Origin of the sequence: Phocaeicola intestinalis, assembly GCF_014837065.1 — a bacterium.
GTDB classification, from domain to species: domain Bacteria; phylum Bacteroidota; class Bacteroidia; order Bacteroidales; family Bacteroidaceae; genus Phocaeicola; species Phocaeicola intestinalis.
The window spans coordinates 29,552-51,207 of record NZ_JACSPP010000014.1 but is presented as its reverse complement, the minus strand read 5'-3'; the positions used below and the strand labels follow the sequence as shown (position 1 = coordinate 51,207).

The following is a 21,656-nucleotide window of genomic DNA, read 5'->3' as shown; positions in this document are numbered from 1 at the left end:
AATTGTTCATTATTTAATTATTAATTACTTCATGATTTCTTCCACTTCCTCGATGGTGATGGGGATATGTTTTTCACCGGTGAAGCGCGAACCGCCGGGGATAATCAGGATATCGTCTTCCAGTCGGATGCCCCCGAAATCCTTATACTTATCAATGGCATTGAAGTCGAGGAAGTCGGTATGCATTTTGTCGGCACGCCATTTATCTATCAGGTCGGGGATAAAATAGCAACCCGGTTCGTCGGTGATGACGAAGCCTTCCTGTAAGCGTCGTCCCATACGCAAGGATGCCAGGCCGAACTGTTTGGAAGGACGTACTTCATCGTCATAACCAACGTAACATTGTCCCAGGTCTTCCATGTCGTGTACATCGATACCCATCATGTGTCCCAGTCCGTGGGGCATGAACAGGGCATGTGCTCCTGCTGCTACGGCATCCTCTACGTTGCCTTTCATCAGTCCCAGGTCTTTCAGCCCTTGTGCCAGTACACGGCACACTTCCAGATGGACCGATTTGTAGGTGATACCCGGACGTGCCAGTTCTAGGGCACGGTCGTGACAAGCCAGCACGATGCTGTACACGTCACGCTGGCGGCTGGTGAACTTGCCTCCTACTGGGATGGTACGTGTATGGTCCGAGCAATAGTTGGTCGTACTTTCGGCTCCTGCATCGGTCAGCATCAGTCTGCCCGCCTGAAGTATCTGGCTATGGTCATGGTTGTGCAAGGTCTGTCCGTTCTGGCTTAGGATGGTAGCAAAGGATACCATATTGCCGTAAGATGCGGCAATGCCGTCCAGTACACCGGTGATGTATTGTTCGGATACACCCGGTTTGCAAAGTTTCATTGCTGCGGTATGCATTTCATAACCGATGTTGCAGGCTTTGTCGATTTCTTCTATTTCGCAGGGTTCTTTTACCGAACGTAAGGCTACTACCGCCTTGATGAGTTCAAGCGAGCTGTGCTGTCTGACCAGTGAGGCACGGATGCCGGTCAGGTCTTCCAGCAAGAGCATGTTGTCGTAGCGGTAAGGAGGCAGGAAATGAATTTTCCGACGTTGGGCGATGGCTTTGCCTATCACCTCTTTCAGCTTACCGAAGGGGAAACTTTTGTCTATTCCTACTCGTGCAGCCAGTTCTTTTACGCTGGGTTGGGGACCCATCCAGATGATATCGTCCATCGTGACGTCATCGCCGAAAAAGTAATCTTCGCCGGAATCTGCATCAAGTATTCCTGCATATCCCGGATGGGCATGTCCGAAAAAATAAAGAAACGAACTGTCCTGACGGAATTTATAGGTATTGTCGGGATAATTGGCTGGTGCCTCATTGTTTCCCAATATCAGGATTAGGCCGTTGCCGACCTTGTCCCTTAACGCCTGACGGCGTTTGCTATATACGGTAGATTCGAACATATTGTTATGGTTTTTGGTAATACCTTTGTAGTAAGTATTGCAAAAGTAGAAAATTAAATTGAAAAGTTCTCTCTATATTCTGAAAAATGTATCTTTGTAGCAAATAAAAGAAATGAATATCCGCATTTTGCTCAATTGGCTGTAGGGGATGTTTGCGGATTCAAATAAAAGAAAGGTTATGGCTATGGATTATTCAAAAATGGGTTTAGTATTGGAAGGAGGAGGCATGCGTGGGGTGTTCACCTGCGGTGTGCTCGACTATTTTATGCAGAAAGGCATAGAGTTTCCTTATGTTGTCGGCGTTTCGGCTGGTGCATGCAACGGTCTGTCTTATTTGTCGCACCAGCCGGGCAGGGCACGTTACAGCAACATCGAGATGCTGGCTAAATACCGTTACATCGGGTTGAAGTATCTGTGGCACCAGCACAGCATTCTTGACCAGCATCTGCTGTATGAAAAGTTTCCTGCTACGATATTGCCTTTCGATTACGAAGCGTATTTCCTTAACCCTGCACGTTTTGAGATGGTGACCACTAATTGTGTCACCGGCAGGGCCTGTTATCTGGAAGAGAAACACGACCGCGGGCGCCTGCTGGCAATTGCCAAAGCATCGAGCAGCTTGCCCTATGTGTGTCCGATAACGTGGGTAGACGGGAGTCCCATGCTCGATGGAGGTATTGTCGATTCTATTCCGGTGATGCGTGCTGTTTCGCAAGGATATGCCAAGAATGTGGTTGTGCTTACCCGGAACCGGGGCTATCGGAAGACGGAAAAAGATATCCGCATACCGCGTATCATCTATACGCGCTATCCTCGTTTGCGTGTAGCGTTGAGCCGGCGGTGTCAGGCATACAATGAGCAGTTGGAAATGATAGAGAGGCTGGAAGATGAAGGGCGTATCATAGCCATCCGTCCCGAAGCGCCCGTGAAAGTAAACCGGATAGATAAAGACATCCAGAAACTGACCGCGCTTTATGAAGAAGGTTTGCGTTGTGCCGAAAAAGTGGTGGGTTAATGGGGTGATTCCGCATTTGCCTACAAGAAGTTGTTTAAAGGAGTTAGAGGGAGTTAAAAGCCAATACTTCTGTGCTATTGGCATTTAACTCCCTCTAACTCCTTTAAATTCTTCTAACTCTTTCTAATTACTGGCGTTTTGAGAGCAGTAATGACTATTTCGCGAAGCTTACGGCGCGTGTTTCGCGGATAACCGTAATCTTGACTTGTCCCGGATATGTCATTTCGTCTTGTATTTTTTTGGCGATTTCGGTAGACAGGCTTTCGGTCTGCTTGTCGTCTATCTTGTCTGCGCCTACGATGACACGAAGCTCTCGGCCTGCCTGGATGGCATACGTCTTGGTTACGCCCGGATAAGACATGGCAAGTTGTTCCAGGTCGTTGAGACGTTTGATATAAGCTTCTACAATTTCGCGTCGTGCTCCCGGACGTGCTCCAGAGATGGCATCGCATACCTGTACGATAGGAGCCAGAAGGCTGGTCATTTCCACTTCATCGTGGTGGGCACCGATGGCGTTGCAGATGTCTGGTTTTTCCTTATATTTTTCAGCCAGTTTCATACCCAGCAGTGCATGGGGCAGTTCGGGCTCTTCATCGGGCACTTTGCCGATATCGTGCAACAGGCCGGCACGTTTGGCTTTTTTGGGATTCAGTCCCAGTTCGGATGCCATGATGGCACACAGGTTGGCTGTTTCACGTGCATGTTGCAACAGATTCTGTCCATACGAAGAGCGGTATTTCATCTTACCGATGATACGGATCAGTTCGGGATGCAAACCGTGGATACCCAGGTCGATGGTTGTCCGCTTACCGGTTTCGATAATTTCATCTTCTACCTGTTTTTTCACCTTAGCCACCACTTCTTCGATGCGTGCCGGATGGATACGTCCGTCGGTTACCAGTTGGTGTAATGCCAAACGGGCTATTTCTCGGCGTACGGGGTCGAACGCCGAAAGGACAATGGCTTCGGGCGTATCGTCAACTACAATTTCCACTCCCGTAGCGGCTTCCAAGGCACGGATATTTCTTCCTTCCCGTCCGATAATCCGTCCTTTTATCTCGTCCGATTCAATATGGAATACGGTTACAGAGTTTTCAATGGCGGTTTCGGTTGCTACGCGCTGGATGGTTTGTATGACAATGCGTTTTGCCTCGCGGTTTGCCGACATTTTGGCATCATCCATGATGTCGTTGATGTACGATTGTGCTTCCGTTTTGGCTTCTTCTTTCAGCGATTCGACGAGACGTTCTTTAGCCTCTTCAGCAGACAGTCCCGACAAGGCTTCCAGTTTTTTACGTTCTTGTGCCTGGAGGGCATCCAGTTCTTCTTTCTTCTTGTCGATAACCACCAGCTGCGCATCAAGGTTTTCGCGGATGGCTTCGGTTTCGTTCCGTTTGCGTTGCAGTTCCTCGTGCTTTTGGCTTAATACCATTTCGCGCTGCTTCAGTTTGTTTTCAGCCTGTTGGATTTTCTGGTTGCGTGCTGTTACTTCTTTTTCCAGCTCGGCTTTCTTGTTCAGAAATTTTTCTTTGACCTCCAGCAACTTGTTTTTCTTGATTACTTCTGCTTCTGTTTCGGCCTCCTTTATAATTTTATCGTACCGCGATTTCAGGCCGAACTTGAAAAAAGCGTACGAAATTGCTCCTCCTACCAGGAAAGCAACAACCGTGAATATTACTACTGTTGTAAACATTACTATTTAGTTTAAAAATATAAATAAAAAACGCACATACTTTCCTGTCGGTTTGTTCCGGCATTCCAGTTGTGCGTAAAATCTTCCTTGTTCTATACTAAACTTTCCTGTCTCCTAATCGTCAGGTTTAGGATGAATGCATTCATCTATATCATCAGCCAGCTGTTTCAGTTTTTCTGCATACGGCTGTGTATCATTCCGGTCTTTCAAGGATACATTCTCAAAAGAGAGTTCCAGTGCAGTCATAGCCCAGTGTTTGGCCAGGCTGAACTCCGGATACATACTGCGATATTTGTTTAGTTTATAGTCAATCTGCTTAGCCGCCTTCCTATATAGTTCTTCCTTGTCGCGGTCAATGACCAAGGGATATAGTTCGTTGTCGATCCGCAGATGTATTTTTAATTTGTCGTCTTTCATGACTCGTTTACCTTTTGGCTTATTCATTCAGCAAAGCGATACATTTTTCGACTTCACGCACCAGCCTCGTCAACCTTTTCTTCGTATCATTGAGTTCCGTATCGTTGATACTGATTATACGGGCCATTTTCAAATTGGCATATCTTGACTCCAGTTCTTTCCGGTCACTTTCCATACGTGCGATAGCAGCTTCCTTTTCTTCCAAGAGGTGCCGGAGTGAAGCTATTTCCTTTTTCTGTTCTTCGAACAGGAACAGCAGGTTTCTTAATCTTCCTTCAAACGTATTCAGTAGCCTTTTGTCTTCTTCCGTCATTTTTTGCCAAATTCTACACAAATATAATGGATTGCTCAGAAACTCAAAAATTTTTGCGCTTATATTTTCAGAAAAAGTGGATTTTGCGTTTTTATAACATTATATGAATGCCCGCATTTCACCCATAAGGAGTTATTTCAGGGAGTTAGAAACCAATACTTTTACTAATGGAAATCCTAACAGAACTATTGTCTTTTAACTCCTGTGAGCGAAGCGCAGGACAGTTCGTGTTACCCCGGAATGTCCATGTTCCAGCAGCGGTCGCACAGGTTCAGGTAATCCATTTCGGGACGTGTTCCGAACACCAGGGCATAGAAAGCCGTTTCCTTACGTTTCAGTCCCAAAATCTGTTTCATCAGTGTTTCAGATATGGGGGGCATTTCGAAATCGGAAATCATCACTACATCCGAACGGTGCCATCCGTTGCTGTTTATCATTCGCACCGCTTCGTCTACGGCCTGTTCCATGCTGGTGCCTCCCCCGAAACTATGGTTCAGAAATTCCACCAGCACAGGTAAGTCGGTATACAGGTCTTTTACCAGCAGATGTTCGGTTTCTTCCGAAAAATTGATGATGTAACACTTGCGGTGTGTGCTTTCGGTAAGACGGGCAATGGCGAGTACGGCCGATTTGGCAAGTTGCTCCCGCTTGCCTTCCATCGATCCGGATGTATCCAGGCAAATGACAAAGGGACCTTGTCCGCTTACTTCCCTCTTACCCGGCTGTGCCGCCGAACGGTCTTCTTGCGAACGGCTGTCGAACATCTGCAAGCGTTTTTCCGTGTAGCGTTGCATAAAGACGGGACGTAGTGTTTCTTCGGCAAAATATCAATACTCTATGGGTAACAGGTGATTCAGGTCGTTGCCCAGCGTAATGCATTCGATGTCGCTTTGTGTGGCATGACGCACCAACTGCTCTTTTTGTGCTCCCGATAAGGGGTCGAAGCGTTTCTTTTCTCCCTGGCTTCTTTTGCCCAGTACCCGTACCAGTTCGTGTATGTGCCGGTTCTGTTCCATTGTTTTCTCGTAATGCATCACCTTCCGGTACAGTTCCGGATGGTTGTACAATAGCCAGCGGATGCGCGAACTTATCAGGTTGGTCTCGGTCTTCATGCCTGTACTTGCCTTCAGCAGTGCAAAACTGTTGCATAAAGAGGCGATGTGATGATACTGGTAATCGTATTCCTTGGCGGTAAGCAGGCGGTGCCACTTGTTTAGAAAAAACTCCTGTAAGTTTTTCCGCCCGGCATCTGTGCTGGCCGGTTGTTCCAGTTTTCCGATGTAATACGGCACATCCAGTTCGGTAAGTGCATAGCGCTTACGGAAAGCCGGGAGCATCCGCTTCAGAAAAAGTAGGAAATCGCCGGGCGACAAAGACTCAGCATCGTAGAACATCTCCCATTCGGGCGTATAGCGGGAGTAAAACTCCTGGAGCGATGGAGATGTCTTGCGGTAATACTGCCATATGGCGTCCTCCAGTTCGGCAGGGAACACGATACGTTTATGCAACGCTTCCTGCAGATGTTTGGAGCAACGCTGACGAAGCTCAGCCAAATAGATTGCCTTCAATGTTTTCAGACGGATATTCCGTGTTCTCTTCCCGATATGCATGTTCCAGTTCGTTTAGTTCGTTCCGATAATCTGCTACCGATGTCTGCTGATGTTCCAGCAATCCCCGTATGATGTCTCGTTCCTGCTCGTTCAGGAACAGGTGCCGGTCTGCATATGCCAATTCTTGTGTATAAAAGTCTTTGCATCCTCCTTCCACCCGTAGCAATAAGTCGTTCAGCTGGCAGAAGCGTTCCTCCAGCTTTTCCTTGTCCGTCCCTGCGGCTTGTGGTGGCAGCGGTTCACAACCGGGCACACACACCAATGGATATTCGTAATCATTGATAAAGACCGAGCGGTTGCCCTTGCGCAGCGAATAGATTTTATGCTGCGGCACCTTGTTCCGCATCGACAGGTCGTAGCGCTTCAAGATAAAACACTGGCTCTTATACTTGTCTTTGTGCAGGTAGAACAGTTTCCCGATGGTGTCGAGCGACTGATAGTCGGATGCAAACATCAGCAATCTTCCTGCCAGCCGCACTTTGTCTATCTGGTGATAATACGAGTCGACCAACAGCAGTCCCGGATCTCGGTTTTCGTGCACGGCTGCTGCCGATGACAGCTCATCTTTCAGAGCTTCCATCTCCCTGTGCAAGCCCTGCAGGTTCAACAGATACCCTTCGGCGCTCATCCGAATGGCGTCTGTTACCATCTCATTTATTTCCTCCAGCTGTGATACCTCGTTCCACAGGCAATGGCGTAACAACAGGCAGTCGGTCAGGCGTATGGTGTCCGAACCGTTCAGGAAAGCCGATGTACGTAGCAGCTTCACCAGTTTTTTCCACCTGCGGTCGGACACATACAGAGGTTGCTCCGTCGATTCGGCATTCTGTAGTTTGTGGTTGTGGTCTTCTATTTTTTCTTTCAACGTATGTATCACTTCGAAAATGGAATAGTGGATGCTGATTGAGCCGATTTTGCCTTGCCATGTCTCATATTCTTGTTCTTCTATTTGCAAGGCGGTATTAACACAAGGTTCGCTTTCGTCTGGCGAAGCTATCATACGGTCGAAGTCAGACTGGTCGGTTATGCCTGTCACCAGCATCCGCACCAGGAAGCGGTCCCACAAGGCGTCCAGTCCCTGTCCTGAGGCAGGCAATTCGTTAGAGGCAGCCACCAGCCCTTTCAGCGGTACCCGGAAAGTATGGTTGCCGTTGCGATATATTTTCTCGTTCAGAATGGTCAGCAGGGCATTCTGTATAGCTGGTCCTGCCTTCCAGATTTCGTCCAGAAAAGCAATGGTAGCAGTAGGCAAATAGCCTTCTGTCATCCGTTCGTACGTGTCGCGGTCTTTCAATTTCGAGATGGAAACCGGACCGAAGATTTCATCGGGGGTACTGAAGCGCGACATCAGGTAATCAAATGAACCCGCATTGCGGAATGCTAGCTTCAATCGTCGCGCCACCATACTTTTTGCTACTCCCGGAGGACCGAGCAGGAAGATGCTTTCGCCTGCCACTGCCGATAGTAGTGACAGGCTTATGATATGCTCTTTGCCGAATACTCGTTCGTTTAATGCTTCCAGCAATAGCCGGATGCGTTGTGTCAGATTTTCCATATTTGTAAAGGAGTTAAGCCGGTGCTTCTGTAAAACCGGCATTTTGCCTGTTGGCTTTAACACTTTTGTTTTTTTACTTTTGTTATTATCCGCAGGGTCTGCATCACCACCGACAGGAATATCATCCCCAGCCCGGCATAAAAACTTGCGTTCAGGTCTTTCGCTTCGCCGAAGATAATCATGGCAAGGATGATGCTGTAGATAGGCTCCAGGTTGTAGGTCAGGTTGAACGTGAACGCCGAAATCCGCTTCAGAACCTGTATCTGCAGGATGTACAGGCATACCGTACAGAGCGAAGCCAATGCCAGCAGGCTCCCCCAGTCGGCGGCAGAAGGCACGAGCGACGTAACCGGAAAGAAATGCAGGTAGAAGGGCAGCAGCAGGCTCAGCCCTGCGAAACCTCCTCCCATTTCATAGAGCAGCACAGTGCCCGACGGATAATCAGACGCTACCCGCTTGTTGCAGATGGTGAAGAGCGAAGCCAGTGCCGACGAGAGGATGCCCATTAGGATGCCCACACGGTAACGGGTATCGAAATGGAATATCAGCACGATGCCCGCCACACCTATCAGGCTGAACAGCACCTCGCTTGCCGATACCCGGTGTCGGTTGATAAGCGGGTCGAACAGGGCGGTAAAGAAGCTCATTAGCGAGAGGCAGACCACTCCGATAGACACATTCGATGCCTTGATGCTGCCGTAGAAGAACAGCCAGTGCAAGGCAAGCAGCACACCCGTCGCAGCAATCCGTACCGCATCCCGCCGTTGCACCTTGCGTAATTTGTCTAAAACAAACAACACGGCATAAAACATCAGTGTGGCAAGCAGCAGCCGGTACCACACCAGCAGTCCTTCGTTCAACGTAATCACACGCCCGAACACTCCCGTACCACCTGCTATCAGCACCGACAGGTGGAGTTTAAGTAAAGCTTCTTTCATCGTTTAACTGTTTTCCGGTGCAAAGGTAGTCATTTCTCCGGCGAACAGGCAATATGGGCAATAAAGATTTATGCATATCCGCACTTTACCCAATTGGCTGTAGGGGCGTATCGTATGGGATGTTTGCGGATTCAATTAGTATAATCATGATAGAGAAGATAATTTTTCCGCATGGTTTTATATTGCTGGAGGGCGGGTTGCCACGCTGTACGGATTTCAGCTTCAGATTTTCCTTTCAGTATGTCCATCCGCACACTGTCGGTGCCCATCAGCAGGTCAAACCAATGGGGACGGGTGAAGAAGCCTTTTGGATTATTCCGGTAAAGCCGGTAAATTTCAAGGATGTATTTTAAAGAAAAGCCTTCAGGTGCTTCTGTGTGCCGCAAGTCTGAACCGTAACAATAGGTGTTTTTATGCAACGGGTTCATATCCGAACCTTTTAACGGGCGAGGCATAAAACGGAATGTGCAGGTCTTGAGCGTGGGATTCCCGATTACTTGAAATGGGAAAGGGGTACCGCGTCCTATACTTACCGATGTACCTTCGAAAGGACAAAGGGAGGCATAAAGTGCGACGGCTTGATCGTTGGGCAGGTTAGGCGAGGGCTTGACGGGAAGCGAATAGGGCTGTCCGTGATGCCAGCCTGCGACAGGGATTATTCTCAGTCTGCAATGCAAGCCATTCCCCAACCACCCTTCGCCGTTGATCATTTGGGCGATTTCTCCTACCGTACATCCGTGTAATACCGGAATGGGAAGCATCCCTACGAAGCTCTTGAACTTCGGTTGCAATACAGGTCCGTCTACATAGTCGCACGGATTCGGCCGGTCCAATACAATCAGTTCTTTCCCGTTTTCGGCGCAAGCTTGCATCACATAGTATAAAGTACTGATGTAGGTAAAGAAGCGTGCACCTACATCCTGAATATCGAATACGATGATATCGGTATCTTTTAATTGGTCGTTTCGGGGTTTCTTGTCCTTGCCATAAAGAGAGAGAACCGGAATGCCGCTGCGTGCGTCTTTTCCATCTTTGACGATGGCTCCGGCATCTGCTTCTCCCCGTATTCCGTGTTCGGGAGCGAAGATGGATGTTACTTGTATGTTTTGCGATAACAGGGAATCGAGCAAGTGCGTCTTTCCGATAAGAGAAGTCTGGTTGACTACCAGTGATACATGTTTCCCTCTGAGCAAGTGCAGGTACAGTCCGGTCTGTTCGGCTCCAGTACGTACTTGGGCATAGAGTGAGGTGAGAGCAGTTGACACGCTCCAACAGATGAAAAACAGGAATAATAATCGATATTTCATAACGGATGAATATTTTTTTGTAATTTCGCGTGTTACAAATATAATAAAATAAGTATATGAATCCATTCGCATTGATTGATAAATTTTATCCGGAAGATAATGAATTGAAGCATATCCTGCTGGTACATAGCCGTTCGGTTGCCGACAAGGCGCTGGCTTTGGCACAGAAACATCCTGAACTGAATCTAGACTTGGCTTTTATTGGTGAGGCGGCGGTGCTGCACGATATTGGCATATTCCAGACCGATGCTCCTGACATTCAGTGTTTTGGTACTTATCCGTATATCTGCCACGGATATTTGGGAGCAGATTTGGTGCGTAAGGAAGGTTTTCCGCGTCATGCTCTGGTATGCGAACGGCATACCGGTGCCGGTCTTTCTCTGCAGAATATCCTCGACCGTGGTTTACCTTTGCCACATCGTGACATGTTGCCGGTGAGTATGGAAGAACAGATAATCTGTTTTGCAGACAAGTTTTTTTCGAAGACCAAACTAGACAAGGAAAAGAGCCTTGATAAGGCACGCAAGAGTGTTGCTAAGCACGGAGAAGAAGGTGCCGTGCGTTTCGACCATTGGTGCGAGCTTTTTTTATAGTCTTAAAAATACATTAAAAACAAAGGCTTCTGTGTTTATTTACAGGATAATGCTTACTTTTGCAGCGCATTGTGTAAAAAAAGAGTGAATGACGTCATTTAAGAAAACCACATACTCGTTTTTGCTTCTGTTTTTCGTGAGCTGCTTTTTCTCATTGTACGCTGAGGCTCAGCGTGCCAAGGGAAAGCGCGCACGAAAAAACAATACAGAGCTTCGTACAGATTCTTTGCAAGCGGATTCGTTACAGCTTGATTCGTTGATGAGAGACAGCCTTATGGCCGATTCGCTGGCAGCCGACAGTTCGAAAAAAGAACCGCTGGACGCTCCGGTAATTTACGAAGCAAGTGATTCTATAGTCTTTACAAAGGGAGGGTATGCCCATTTGTATGGTAACGGTAAGGTGAATTATCAGAACATCGAACTGACTTCGGCAAAGATTTCGATGAATATGGATAGCAGTACGGTATTTGCCGAAGGAGTGGTGGATACGGCTGGTGTAAGTTCGGGCACTCCGATATTCAAGGATGGCGAGACACCTTACGAATCGAAAACGATGCGTTATAATTTCAAGACCAAGAAAGGTTTTATCAACGATATCATCACCCAACAAGGCGAGGGCTATGTGACCAGCGTGAATGCCAAAAAAGGGGCGGATGATGAAATCTATATGACGGAAGGCAAGTATACGACGTGCGACAATCACGAGCATCCGCACTTCTACCTGAAGCTTTCGATGGCGAAAGTGCGCCCTAAGAAAGACGTGGTATTCGGTCCGGCACAGTTGGTGGTAGAAGATGTACCGTTGCCGCTTGCCATCCCGTTCGGTTTCTTTCCTTTCAGCAGCAGCTATTCTTCGGGATTCATCATGCCGACGTATGGTGACGAAATGAACCGTGGTTTCTACCTGCGTGACGGAGGATATTATTTTGCCATCAGCGACAAGATGGACCTGAAACTGTTGGGTGAAATTTATACCAAAGGTTCGTGGGGGCTTTCGGTGGCATCGAATTATAACAAACGGTATAAGTACAGCGGTTACTTTAATGCCAGTTATCTGGTGACAAAGACAGGCGAGAAGAATATGCCCGACTATGCCGTGTCGAAAGACTTCCGTATTCAGTGGAGCCACCGGCAGGACTCTAAGGCAAACCCGAACAGTTCGTTCTCGGCAAGTGTGAACTTTGCGACCAGCAGTTACGACCGTTCCAGCTTGAGTACGTTGTATGACCCTTCTTCGTATAGCAATAATACGAAAGCGTCCAGTATCAGTTACTCACGCAATTTCCCTGAAATCGGATTGAATATTTCGAGTACGTTCAACATTACGCAGAACACTCGCGACTCTTCGCTGAATATGACACTGCCTGATGTAAACATTTCGTTGAGCCGTATTTACCCCTTCAAGCGCAAGAAGGCGGCGGGCAACGAGCGTTGGTACGAAAAAATTTCGTTCCAATATACGGGTGCCTTGACCAATAGTGTGGACACCAAGGATAACCTGCTGTTTAAAACTCCGTTCTCGCAATGGGAGACCGGTATGCGCCACAATATCCCGATTGAGGCGAACTTTACCTTATTTAATTATATAAACATTACTCCTTCGTTCGACTATACAGAGCGTTGGTATACCAAGAAAATCATGCGCAGCTATGATGAACAGCGGCGTGAAGAGGTGCGTGACACCATCAACGGTTTTAATCGTGTGTATGATTATAATATGTCATTGTCGATGAACACCAAACTGTATGGTATGTACAAACCGTTGTTTTGGAAGAGCAAGGACATTACCATCCGTCACGTGGTGACGCCAACTGTGAGCTATACGTATACGCCTGATTTTGGAAGATCAAAATTCGGTTATTATGAAACTTATACCTATACAGACGAAAACGGCGAAGTGCGGACTACAGAATATTCTCCTTTCGAAGGTATGCCGTATGGTGTACCGGGACAAGGGGTTTCACAAACCGTTGCATTCTCATTGAAAAACAATCTGGAAATGAAGATGGCATCGGATAAGGATACGACGGGGTACAAGAAAATCAGTCTGATTGATGACCTGACGGCAAATCTGTCGTATGATATAGCCCAAAAGCGCTGGAGCAACCTGACGATGAGTGCCCGTCTGAAGCTGACCAAGAGTTATACCTTTAATATGAATGCTACCTTTGCCACGTATGCTTATAAATTTGACGAAAACGGAAATGTGGTGACCAGCGACCGCACGGAATGGTCGTACGGACGTTTCGGACGTTTTCAGGGATACAGTGGCTCGTTCTCATATACTCTGAACAATGACACATTCAAGAAACTGTTCGGTAAAGGAGATGACGAGGACAAGAAAGACAAGGACAAAAAAGATGAAGAGGAGGATAGCGACGAAGAGGATAGCGAAAGTACAGACCAGACAAACAATACAGCCAACCGGAAGACGGAAGATGCCAAACTTGACCCTGACGGTTATCTGGCATTCAATATGCCGTGGAGCCTGAGCCTGAGTTACAGTTATAGCATCCGCGAGAATACCAGTGGTAAAATCAATATCAAGAAAATGCGTTATCCGTATGCCTTGACCCATTCGTTGAACATTTCGGGAAATGTGAAGATAGGAAGCCGTTGGAATATCACGTATTCGAGTGGTTACGACTTTACCTCGAAAGAAATGTCTATGACTACGGTAAATATCACTCGTGACCTGCACTGCTTCAATATGAGTTGTGGCCTGGTGTTCGGTCCGTTCACATCGTATAACTTCTCTATCCGTGCCAACTCCAGTATGTTGACCGATGCCTTGAAGTGGGACCAGCGAAGCAATACGGGTAGCCAGGTGACGTGGTACTAAATAATTAATAGTAGTGAATATCCGCCATGACAAGCAAGCTTTGGTTTCTCCGCCATAAGCAGCATTGTTTGTAAGATTATTAATCTTACAGCGTGAAGATTAATAATCTTTCGGCATGAAGATTAGAAGCTGTTTTGAATTTATCGTGCGATGATTTGGGATGAGTTTTTGAGGCATTTCCGCTTCTGTGATGAGGAAGATAGCGGGCTATCTGACGAAGAACAGGAGCGGAAAGGACCAAAAAATCGCCCAAAGCACACACGAAAACGGATACATCAAGCCAAGAAAAACTTTTTGGAGAAATTCAAAACAGCTTCTTAATAATCTTACAAGCAAGGCAGTCATGTGGATTTAAGGTGACAAGCGATAAAATGCACCAATTAATGCCGCGAGAAGTATAACGGCATTACTCTTTCAACCGGAAATAGAACGTGTGTTCATGGAATACCTGCTCTACCAGTCCGAAGCGGATAAAGTCGGCAAGGAGGTTGGTGATTAGCTTGCGGTTCATCCGGGTGAGGCGTTGGCATTGGTTGAGGGTGAGGCAAGGATGTTGTGCCAGCAGGTTCAGTACTTGTTGTTCGCGTTGGGTGTAGGCGATGATGACCTTTTCCTCGTGCCGGTTGTGCTGCCAGATGTTCAGGTGGATAGGGCTTGCCAGAATGTTTTCGTCCTTGATGCGGACGTATGCCCACCGCCGTTCTTCGGCATCGAGGGCGTAGACGGGTTTTCGCGGGCTTTCATCGATTACCACTTCCAGCACATCTTTTCCTTCTACCTTATATATATAGGTATGCAGGTCGACGGGCGGCGTGCAATAACGTTGGGCGGCGGCTTCTATCATGTAGATTTCTTCTTCGGAGCGCACGCCGGCTATCTTTCCGTTGTCTTTTACTCCTACCAGCAGGCGTCCTCCTTCGGTATTGGCAAAGGCGGAGATGCTTTTGGCTATCTTCCGGGCATCGGAGATTTCGAACTTGAAGTCCTGATGCACGTGTTCGCCTTCGCTGATAAGCCGCTGTATGTAGTCTGCCGGATGTGTCATTTTTTAGTTGACTAGTTGACCAGGTACTAGTTGACTAGGTTTTAAATACCTTTGAGCATGTTTGGTATCTGAAAACCTAGTACCTAGTCAACTAGTTCCTAGTACCTGATTAATCACAATGTTTGTGGGTCATGATGTCGAGCACCATCTTGTCGGTCTCGTTCATGCCTTTCGAACCGATGAGGGTCAGGTTGCGGATGCTCCGGTTCACGTTCTCTTCGATGATGCCCTCTACGGCAGTGACGCACTTCTGGTCCATAGCCATAATGGCAGACATCACGGCAGTAGATACGCCGCTGGTTACTTTCAGGGCACAGCTGGGCTTTGCCCCGTCGCATATCATTCCGGTGAGGGTGGCAATCATATTCTGCACGGCGTACATCACCTGTGCGTAGCTGCCTCCCATCAGGTAGGTGATGCCGCAGCTGCTTCCGGTAGCTGCCACTACACATCCGCAGAGCGCCGAAAGCTTGCCCAGGCTCTGTTTGATGTAAATAGCGGTGAGGTGGCTTAGCGTCAGCGCACGAATGAGCTGTTCTTCGGTGGCGTGGGTGTCTTCGGCAAAGATGACTACGGGAAGGGTGGCAGATATGCCTTGGTTTCCGCTTCCTGAATTACTCATTACGGGTATCATTGCACCTGCCATACGGGCATCGCATGCGGCAGAGGTGTACGAGAGGATGTGGGTGAAGGTATTGTTTCCCATAATCTTTTCTTCATTCTTGTTAGTGCACAACATACGTCCCAATCCGTGTCCATAACAGCCTTTGAGTGATTGTTCGGCGGCAGCCTTGTTCAGATTTTTGGCTTCGAGGATGAAGCGTATTTCATCGATGGGGGCAGTGGTGGCGAAATCAAACACCTTGCGTAAAGTGAGGTCGACCGTTTCTTCGTCTTCGGCCGAGGTGGTGCCGGTACGTTTGTCGAGCTGCACTTCTCCATTACGGCATAAGTAGACAAAGTTGGTATGTCCGCCGCTGATGATGGCAGTCGCTACATTGTTCCCGTTTGTACAGGTCACTTCAATGTATAGTTTTTCCTCGATGTCGTCTTTTAAGGCGATGTTGATGCACTGGGGACGTGCTATCATTTCCTTTCCTTTTTCTACAACTTCGGGTGTGCAGTCTTTTAAGACTTCCAGTCCGTATTCCGACTTGCCGATGAGTGCGCCCAATGCAATGGCGATGGGAAGACCTATCATTCCCGTACCCGGTATGCCTACGCCCATCGCGTTTTTCAGGATGTTTGCACTCAGATAGACGTTGATATGTTCGGGTGTACAGCCCAAAGCCTCAGTAGCTTTTGCTGTGCAGAGTGCTACTGCAATAGGCTCGGTACAGCCGATGGCAGGAACCACTTCTCTTTTCATCAGAGCGATGATTTGCTCTCTTTCAGATTTGCTGATGATGCTCTCCATTTGTTTGTCTGTTTGTCTTGTTTTTGATTCGTGTTGCAAAAGTACATTTTTTTTGCAGAGAATGTGCAGGCTGGAAGGGAAAATCTTTTCGATACAGCTATGCCGGTACGGAACACAGATGGTACAGATGGTACAGATGGCACAGAGAAGCACAGGAAAATAAATTTATATGAATGTCGCAATCAGCCAAATAAAATAACCTGTATGTCCGTCTGTGCCTTTGCAATATCTGTGTTCTTTTGAAATGTACAAATTTGTATATCAATGGTTTTCAATTTGATTGGCAAGTTTCCAACCGGAACTGTTTTCTTGGATATTCCACAAATGTGCGTAAAGCCCTTCCTTCCGGATAAGTTCATCGTGCGTACCTTCTTCCCTGATTTCTCCGTTGTCCAAGACAATAATCCGGTCGGCGTTCTGAATGGTTTTAAGTCGGTGGGCAATGGCTATCACGGTACGTCCTTTGATGAGCGTGTCGATGGCTTTCTGCACTTCCACTTCGTTTTCGGGATCGAGGGAGGCGGTCGCTTCATCCAGCAGAATGATTGGCGCGTCTTTCAGAATGGCACGGGCTATGGATATGCGCTGCTTCTCACCGCCCGACAGGGTGCAGCCTCCTTCGCCTACCATCGTGTCATAGCCTTGAGGCAAGCGCATGATGAAGTCGTGGCAACAGGCTTTCTTGGCTGCGGCGATGATTTCCTCCTCCGTCGCATCGGTTTTGCCGAAACGGATGTTGTTGCGCAGGGTGTCCTGGAACAGATAAACATCCTGAAATACCATGGATATGTGGCTCATCAGGCTTTCGGGATCTGTTTCATCCATCGGAACATCGTTGAAGAAGATACGCCCTTTCTGTGGGTCGTAGAAACGGGCACAAAGCTTCATTACTGTACTTTTCCCGCTTCCCGAAGGACCGACAAGAGCTGTCAGTGAATTATTGGGAAGAGTAACGGTTACATCGTGCAACACTTCTTTATCTTGATAAGCGAACGATACATGTTCAAAGCGGATGTCGCCAGCCACCGGAGATTGCCGTTCCCCTTTCATTTCCGGCTCGTTCATCAGTGAAAGGATGCGTCCTCCGGCAATGGAGAAATAACGGAACTCGGTGAAATTGGTCAGGGCGGAAGTCAGCGGATCGAACACACGGGAACCGACCACGAGGAACAGTACGAATACGAGTATGGAAAGCTTGCCCCCTAACAGGAGATAAGTTCCGCACAGAACCATCATCGTCAGTCCGGCACGAACCACTGTGATACTTAGCAAAACGAACGGACCTAACAAAGCTTCCTGGCGGATGCAGGCACGGCGAAGCTGGGCAAAGGCATCACGCAACCGGACGAAACGGTCGCCCAGCAGGTTGTAGGCTTTCATCACCCGGATGCCTTGCAGGTATTCTTCCAACCGGTTTCCGGCATCTATTTTGGCTTGAATCTGCTTGCCGCTCAGTTTCCTTTGTACGCCAGTGCTTGCCCATAGGACAAGCATGGCAAGCGGAAGCGCGGCAAACATGCTGACTGCCATCCTCCAGTCTATCCAGACCAGCGAAGCAAAAGCCAGTACGGGCATGACCACGGCACCCATCAGTTGGGGCAAGTGGTGCGAGATACCGGTTTCCGCCATCATGAAGTCCGTAATAAGCATGGAAGACAAATCGCCGGGGTCGCGTCTGGACAGGAATCCCAGCGAAAGTTTCCGTAGATGTTCAGCCAGCGATAAGCGTCCCGATGCGCTCATTTCGTAGGCTCCTCGGAAATTGGCACGATAGGATGCCCGTTCCGCCAAAGCCATGACCAGCATATAAACAGCCATCATGCCGAATATCCACCAAAGGCGGGTGGTGTCAAGCGGCTGTCCGCTCCCGTCAAAAGCACTGAAGATGATGCGTACCGCTTCAATAGAGAGGCAGAACGGCACGATATTGACCAAGTTGGCAAGCATGGTGTATCCGACTGGCTTGTAAAGCCGTTCGGTATGTCCGATGGTAATGTTTTTGATTGCGTTCATATCTTGTTCTCCTTTTCAATTTTTGTTCAACGTCCAGTGGTAAGCACTTGTATAGGCATCCCACATCTTTTTATATACACCTTCTGTTACGGACAAGACTTCATGTTTTCCGCACTGTGCGATCCGTCCCTCTTTCATGACGACAATCTGATGTGCCGAGATGATGGAAGAGAGGCGGTGGGCAATCACGATGACCGTCTTGTCCTTTATCAGCGACTGCAAAGCCATTTGCATTTTATGCTCGTTTTCCGGGTCGGCGAAAGCCGTGGCTTCGTCCAGCACCAGTATCGGGGCATTCTTTAGGATAGCACGTGCCACACATATCCGTTGCGCTTCGCCTCCGGAGAGATACACACCTTTGTCGCCTATCCGCGTGTCGTATCCCTGCGGCAACCGTTCGATGAAGTCATGGCATTGGGCAGCCTTGGCTGCGGCTATCACTTTTTCCTGCGTGGCTGTGGGAGAGCCGACGGCAATGTTCTCATAGAGCGTGTCATAAAACAGGAACGTGTCCTGAAATACGAAAGACACCATGTCCATCAGCTTCTCCGTGGCTATCTGGCGGATGTCCACGCCGCCTATGCGTATCTCTCCCTGTTCCACATCCCAAAAGCGGGGAATCAGATTGGCTATCGTAGACTTACCGCTTCCCGACGGACCGACAAGAGCGGTTATCTCTCCTTGCGGTGCCGTGAAGCTGACATCGCGCAAGGCTTCCGTCCGCGTGCCCTGTTCCGTGTTTTCGTAGGAGAATGATACATGGCGGAACTCCACATCATAGGATGTAGGCACCTGCGGGTGCTCCGCTTCCGGTACAGGCTTTTTTCCCAAGATGCGGTCGATGCGTTTTACACCCTCATCGATGTCGCGCGTGTTGCCTCCCAAGAATGTCAGTTTATAGACGGGAGAAGCCATACCCGGACCCATGATGATGAAAAACAGCCATACCACCGCCAGCGACAAGGATTGCGGACTGGCCTGCATCAGCAGGATGCCCATGGGGAGAATGAACGTCACCATCGAATTGAGCAGAACCGTAAAGGCAATCATCCCGTTCTGGTAGGTGTCGCAACACTTCAAGGCAAAGGTCTTATATGCCTGGATTTCGGCATTGAACTGACGGAACGAACGGACACTTTGCCCGAATATCTTGACCACGGGCATCCCCCGCACATATTGCACGGCAGACGCGCTCATCTTTTCCTGCGCATCGTAGTAGATGCCCATAAACTCCCTTGCCCTTTTGCCCATGAAATTGGAGAATTGAAGAAACAGACTGACCACTACGACCGTCAGGCATACGGCCGTCAGCCACGCATCCAGCGAAAAGAAGATGGCAAGCATCACCGCTACCGTGGCTACCACGTTCACTAAGTCCGGAATGGTATGGGCGATGAACCCCTCTATCTTTTCGATGTTCTGGTCCATCGTTTTCTTGATGGCTCCGGTGGACGTGTTGTTCAGATACCCTAATGGAAGCCTGCCGATGTGTTCGGACAGGCGGACACGCAATCCATAGAGTATGCGGAAAGCCGCAATGTGGGAAGACATCAAGGCGGCATACAGCAATACCAGTCCGCCGACAAGTCCCCCAAACGCTATCCATCCCCAGCGTATCATGCTGGCTCCGTCCGAAGCGGCGGGATTTCCTCCATGTGTCAGCAATTCTTTTAAAACTTCATAAACCGCCCAATAGGGCACGAGCATACACACCGCGCTGCCGGCAGACAACACGCCTGCCATGATGAGCAGCCCTTTCTTCTGTCCCGCTATCTCGAACAGCCGGGACAGACCTTCTTTCTTTTTTGTTTGATTCATTGTATATTATTTTGATAGGATTTTATATCCGAGTAATGAACTGAATTTATAACATAGCCAAGGAATGCGCCCTAATACTTGTCCGAAGAAGAATCCCCAGCGTGAGCGGAAAAACTTCATGTAGTTAGCTTGTTCGATGAGTTGCAAAGCCGGTTCCCATTGTTCCACCAGATGTCCATCGCTCAATCCCGAACGGATTTGCGCCTCATGATGGCGGAGTGAATCGGGCTTTACACCATGCCGGCTCATCATGGTGCCACATACGTCAAACCACAACTCTCCACCTCCGAAACGGCTTGCCACGTGATGCAGGAAACTTTTTACCTGCTTCTCGTAAAAATACATCAGCACACCTTCCACAATGAAAATAAATTCCGCATCGGGATGTTTCCGACGTAGCTCGTCCATCCAGTCGGTTTCCAGTAAGGAAGCTGCGATATAAACATTACCTGTCTGTTCGGGTATCAATTCCCGACGTAGTGCCATGACTTCCGGCAAGTCCAAGTCATAAAAAACAGTTTTTGGGTTGCCGATACGCTGGAAACGGGTATCCAATCCGCACCCTACATTTACGACTACCGGACGGGGATGCGTATCGATAAACCGTTTTACGGCACGGTCGAAATACCAGCCGCGCACCACGCAGCCCACTTCGCTCAGCTTTGCCCCATCGAATTGGGAATAATCGTATTCCAAGCTGTCTGCCAACCGTTCCGCTGCCTTGTCATCCAGAATAGGATTGACACGGCGGCTTTCTTTCGCTCTCATGTATAGCGGAATGAGCAACGTCTCCGCCACAATGCTCTTAAATTCGTGTTTCTGTTTCATTATATTGCAATTTAATAGTGAACGTTTCGATTGAGTGAGAGCAAAGCGAGTTTACTTGCTTTGCTGAATGTGAGAAAAGTGCGCAAAAGCGAACGATATTCAGAAATGTTCATAAAAAAAGGAGGAAACCTCCGTGAAGATTTCCTCCTTGCCAACCGTTCCAATACGGTTGAATGTTCGTATGTACGTTGCCTGTATCTCATATTTGGATGATTGCCCTCCAGCCTTGAATTTCAAAAAGAATATAGTCGTGCAAGATGGTTTCCATTTCCTGTTGGGGAACCGAATGCATCAGCAGTTCCTCGAACAGGGTGAACATCCATACCGTATGCAGGTGGATGATAAAATCGGACACTGCCGTATTGATTTCGGGATGCTTCTGCTGCATGGACGTGAACCATGCCTTGACCAGTTCCGTAGAACGGTCGGTGTAGTTCTCGCGGAAATGTTCCAATGAAGAGCCTTGTGCGCGGAACAACAGAATTTCCATCAGCCCGCGGTGCGTGTTAATAAGCGAAACATATTCATCGATGCAGGACTTCAGATACTTTTCCGACCGCATCATCATAATATCCTCGCCCCGTATGCCGTGATGCTCCTGCAACATGGCTTCCAAGGCATACAAGACCGGACGGACCACTTCACGGAACAGCTCGTCTTTGTTTGCAAAATAGTTGTAGATGTTTCCGACCCCAACTCCTGCCAGTCCGGCTATTTCACGCATGGAAGTTTTGGAATATCCATTCTGCGCGAATTGCTGCCTGGCAATAGCCAATATACGGTCGCGTATGTCTTCTTTCAGCACTTGCATGATGTTTTCTGTTTTTTTCTTTCTGCAA

The 21,656-nt window shown here is 48.3% G+C and carries 17 protein-coding genes and 1 pseudogene; 4 read left to right on the top strand and 14 right to left on the bottom strand.

Annotated features, from left to right (window positions below; genetic code table 11):
* Positions 1-24: 24 nt before the first annotated feature.
* Positions 25-1,413: an aminopeptidase P family protein gene (locus H9625_RS06515; protein WP_191763508.1), complete on the bottom strand. Its 1,389-nt coding sequence runs from the start codon at positions 1,411-1,413 to the stop codon at positions 25-27.
* A gap of 178 nt (positions 1,414-1,591) precedes the next feature.
* Here H9625_RS06515 and H9625_RS06510 point away from each other — a divergent pair, with 178 nt between their 5' ends.
* Positions 1,592-2,428 carry a patatin-like phospholipase family protein gene (locus tag H9625_RS06510; RefSeq protein ID WP_191763506.1) on the top strand — a complete coding sequence of 279 codons (837 nt, stop codon included), beginning with the start codon at positions 1,592-1,594 and terminating at the stop codon, positions 2,426-2,428.
* 154 nt (positions 2,429-2,582) lie between these two features.
* Here the strand turns inward: H9625_RS06510 and rny are convergent, their stop codons facing one another.
* The 7 genes and pseudogenes from rny to H9625_RS06475 form a co-directional block, all read right to left on the bottom strand.
* On the bottom strand, positions 2,583-4,121 hold the full coding sequence (gene rny, locus H9625_RS06505) for a ribonuclease Y (protein ID WP_022039663.1): 1,539 nt from the start codon (positions 4,119-4,121) through the stop codon (positions 2,583-2,585).
* 114 nt (positions 4,122-4,235) lie between these two features.
* The gene (locus tag H9625_RS06500) at positions 4,236-4,538 is read right to left on the bottom strand and encodes a cell division protein ZapA (RefSeq protein WP_022039662.1); all 303 of its coding nucleotides are present in this window, start codon (positions 4,536-4,538) and stop codon (positions 4,236-4,238) included.
* Positions 4,539-4,557: 19 nt separating this feature from the next.
* A complete protein-coding gene (locus H9625_RS06495) occupies positions 4,558-4,851 on the bottom strand; it encodes a hypothetical protein (RefSeq protein WP_022039661.1) in 294 nt (97 codons plus the stop codon).
* A gap of 230 nt (positions 4,852-5,081) precedes the next feature.
* Positions 5,082-6,461 (bottom strand): annotated as a pseudogene (locus tag H9625_RS18035) (vWA domain-containing protein).
* The gene (locus H9625_RS06485; protein ID WP_191763504.1) at positions 6,397-8,016 is read right to left on the bottom strand and encodes an AAA family ATPase; all 1,620 of its coding nucleotides are present in this window, start codon (positions 8,014-8,016) and stop codon (positions 6,397-6,399) included. The pseudogene H9625_RS18035 and the gene H9625_RS06485 overlap by 65 nt, the downstream one beginning before the upstream one ends.
* A 56-nt stretch (positions 8,017-8,072) precedes the next feature.
* Positions 8,073-8,954, bottom strand: coding sequence for a DMT family transporter (locus H9625_RS06480; RefSeq protein WP_022039658.1), 882 nt, complete (start codon positions 8,952-8,954; stop codon positions 8,073-8,075).
* A 131-nt stretch (positions 8,955-9,085) separates the two neighbouring features.
* The gene (locus H9625_RS06475; RefSeq protein ID WP_191763502.1) at positions 9,086-10,261 is read right to left on the bottom strand and encodes an exo-beta-N-acetylmuramidase NamZ family protein; all 1,176 of its coding nucleotides are present in this window, start codon (positions 10,259-10,261) and stop codon (positions 9,086-9,088) included.
* A gap of 56 nt (positions 10,262-10,317) precedes the next feature.
* On the opposite strand from H9625_RS06475, the gene H9625_RS06470 reads away from it, so the two are divergent.
* The 3 genes from H9625_RS06470 to H9625_RS06460 all read left to right on the top strand — a co-directional run bounded on the left by H9625_RS06470 (position 10,318) and on the right by H9625_RS06460 (position 14,017).
* The gene (locus H9625_RS06470) at positions 10,318-10,854 is read left to right on the top strand and encodes an HDIG domain-containing metalloprotein (protein ID WP_022039656.1); all 537 of its coding nucleotides are present in this window, start codon (positions 10,318-10,320) and stop codon (positions 10,852-10,854) included.
* Between the two features lie 88 nt (positions 10,855-10,942).
* Positions 10,943-13,696, top strand: coding sequence for a putative LPS assembly protein LptD (locus H9625_RS06465; RefSeq protein ID WP_087210038.1), 2,754 nt, complete (start codon positions 10,943-10,945; stop codon positions 13,694-13,696).
* Between the two features lie 150 nt (positions 13,697-13,846).
* The gene (locus H9625_RS06460; RefSeq protein WP_158098033.1) at positions 13,847-14,017 is read left to right on the top strand and encodes a hypothetical protein; all 171 of its coding nucleotides are present in this window, start codon (positions 13,847-13,849) and stop codon (positions 14,015-14,017) included.
* 85 nt (positions 14,018-14,102) lie between these two features.
* On the opposite strand, the gene H9625_RS06455 is transcribed toward H9625_RS06460, so the two are convergent.
* The 6 genes from H9625_RS06455 to H9625_RS06430 all read right to left on the bottom strand — a co-directional run bounded on the left by H9625_RS06455 (position 14,103) and on the right by H9625_RS06430 (position 21,628).
* Positions 14,103-14,741: an AlbA family DNA-binding domain-containing protein gene (locus H9625_RS06455; protein WP_087250077.1), complete on the bottom strand. Its 639-nt coding sequence runs from the start codon at positions 14,739-14,741 to the stop codon at positions 14,103-14,105.
* 109 nt (positions 14,742-14,850) lie between these two features.
* Positions 14,851-16,149, bottom strand: coding sequence for an L-cysteine desulfidase family protein (locus H9625_RS06450; protein ID WP_191763528.1), 1,299 nt, complete (start codon positions 16,147-16,149; stop codon positions 14,851-14,853).
* A 270-nt stretch (positions 16,150-16,419) separates the two neighbouring features.
* Positions 16,420-18,171, bottom strand: a complete 1,752-nt coding sequence (locus H9625_RS06445) for an ABC transporter ATP-binding protein (RefSeq protein WP_087406083.1) — start codon at positions 18,169-18,171, stop codon at positions 16,420-16,422.
* Between the two features lie 15 nt (positions 18,172-18,186).
* On the bottom strand, positions 18,187-19,989 hold the full coding sequence (locus H9625_RS06440) for an ABC transporter ATP-binding protein (RefSeq protein WP_191763500.1): 1,803 nt from the start codon (positions 19,987-19,989) through the stop codon (positions 18,187-18,189).
* 6 nt (positions 19,990-19,995) lie between these two features.
* Positions 19,996-20,817, bottom strand: coding sequence for a class I SAM-dependent methyltransferase (locus H9625_RS06435; RefSeq protein WP_087210030.1), 822 nt, complete (start codon positions 20,815-20,817; stop codon positions 19,996-19,998).
* A gap of 199 nt (positions 20,818-21,016) precedes the next feature.
* A complete protein-coding gene (locus H9625_RS06430) occupies positions 21,017-21,628 on the bottom strand; it encodes a TetR/AcrR family transcriptional regulator (RefSeq protein WP_177897316.1) in 612 nt (203 codons plus the stop codon).
* Positions 21,629-21,656 lie beyond the last annotated feature (28 nt).

Coding starts and splice junctions, on each gene's coding strand:
- rny (WP_022039663.1), bottom strand. CDS start 4,121: ATGTTTACAACAGTAGTAATATTCACGGTTGTTGCTTTCCTGGTAGGA.
- H9625_RS06515 (WP_191763508.1), bottom strand. CDS start 1,413: ATGTTCGAATCTACCGTATATAGCAAACGCCGTCAGGCGTTAAGGGAC.
- H9625_RS06455 (WP_087250077.1), bottom strand. CDS start 14,741: ATGACACATCCGGCAGACTACATACAGCGGCTTATCAGCGAAGGCGAA.
- H9625_RS06440 (WP_191763500.1), bottom strand. CDS start 19,989: ATGAATCAAACAAAAAAGAAAGAAGGTCTGTCCCGGCTGTTCGAGATA.
- H9625_RS06470 (WP_022039656.1), top strand. CDS start 10,318: ATGAATCCATTCGCATTGATTGATAAATTTTATCCGGAAGATAATGAA.
- H9625_RS06510 (WP_191763506.1), top strand. CDS start 1,592: ATGGCTATGGATTATTCAAAAATGGGTTTAGTATTGGAAGGAGGAGGC.
- H9625_RS06460 (WP_158098033.1), top strand. CDS start 13,847: ATGATTTGGGATGAGTTTTTGAGGCATTTCCGCTTCTGTGATGAGGAA.
- H9625_RS06500 (WP_022039662.1), bottom strand. CDS start 4,538: ATGAAAGACGACAAATTAAAAATACATCTGCGGATCGACAACGAACTA.
- H9625_RS06480 (WP_022039658.1), bottom strand. CDS start 8,954: ATGAAAGAAGCTTTACTTAAACTCCACCTGTCGGTGCTGATAGCAGGT.
- H9625_RS06465 (WP_087210038.1), top strand. CDS start 10,943: ATGACGTCATTTAAGAAAACCACATACTCGTTTTTGCTTCTGTTTTTC.
- H9625_RS06495 (WP_022039661.1), bottom strand. CDS start 4,851: ATGACGGAAGAAGACAAAAGGCTACTGAATACGTTTGAAGGAAGATTA.
- H9625_RS06435 (WP_087210030.1), bottom strand. CDS start 20,817: ATGAAACAGAAACACGAATTTAAGAGCATTGTGGCGGAGACGTTGCTC.
- H9625_RS06430 (WP_177897316.1), bottom strand. CDS start 21,628: ATGCAAGTGCTGAAAGAAGACATACGCGACCGTATATTGGCTATTGCC.
- H9625_RS06485 (WP_191763504.1), bottom strand. CDS start 8,016: ATGGAAAATCTGACACAACGCATCCGGCTATTGCTGGAAGCATTAAAC.
- H9625_RS06475 (WP_191763502.1), bottom strand. CDS start 10,261: ATGAAATATCGATTATTATTCCTGTTTTTCATCTGTTGGAGCGTGTCA.
- H9625_RS06445 (WP_087406083.1), bottom strand. CDS start 18,171: ATGAACGCAATCAAAAACATTACCATCGGACATACCGAACGGCTTTAC.